This is a genomic window from Streptomyces sparsogenes subsp. cuspidosporus, assembly GCF_039532705.1.
GTDB classification, from domain to species: domain Bacteria; phylum Actinomycetota; class Actinomycetes; order Streptomycetales; family Streptomycetaceae; genus Streptomyces; species Streptomyces sparsogenes.
The window spans coordinates 1-791 of sequence record NZ_BAAASD010000137.1 but is presented as its reverse complement, the minus strand read 5'-3'; the positions used below and the strand labels follow the sequence as shown (position 1 = coordinate 791).

General features: G+C 69.4%; 1 protein-coding gene. It reads right to left on the bottom strand.

The features are described from left to right. The coding region (locus ABFY07_RS42710; RefSeq protein ID WP_346179616.1) for an acyltransferase domain-containing protein at nucleotides 1–791 on the bottom strand (791 nt) is incomplete at both ends.

Here is a 791-nt window from a genome sequence, read left to right as displayed (position 1 = left end):
ACCAGGCATTCCACGCCGTCGGCGAAGCGCACCGCCTCCCGCGCGTGCCGCACCCAGTACTCCACACTGCACAACTCACCCGCATCGGCCACCGCACCGGTCACGTTCGACACCACCGGAATGACCGGCTCCCGGAAGACCACGCCGTCCAAAACAGCGGCGAACTCCCCCAACACCGGCTCCACCAGCGGCGAATGGAACGCCTGCCCCACCCGCAACCGCCGCGTACGACACCCCGCCGCACCCGCCAGCTCCACCACCCGCCCCACCGCAGCCCCATCCCCCGACACCACCACCGACGACGGACCATTGACCGCACCCACCGACACCACACCACCCACCGCGGCCTCCGCCACCCACACCCCCACCTGCTCCTCCGACGCCTCCACCGCCACCATCACCCCACCCGACCCCAACCCCTGCATCAACCGACCCCGCGCCGCCACCACCCGCACCGCATCCCCCAGCGACCACACACCCGCCACATACGCCGCCGCCAACTCCCCCACCGAATGCCCCATCACAAAATCAGCCCGCACCCCACACGACTCCAGCAACCGGAACAACGCCACCTCGAACGCGAACAACCCCGCCTGCGTATACACCGTCTCATCCACCAACCCCACACCCCGCGAACCCTCCTCGGCCCACAACACCTCACGCAACGGCACCTCCAACACACCGTCGAACGCCCCACACACCTCCCCGAACACCTCACCGAACCCCGGCAACCCCACCAACCCCGCACCCATCCCCAACCGCTGCGCCCCCTGACCCGAAAACACCAGCGC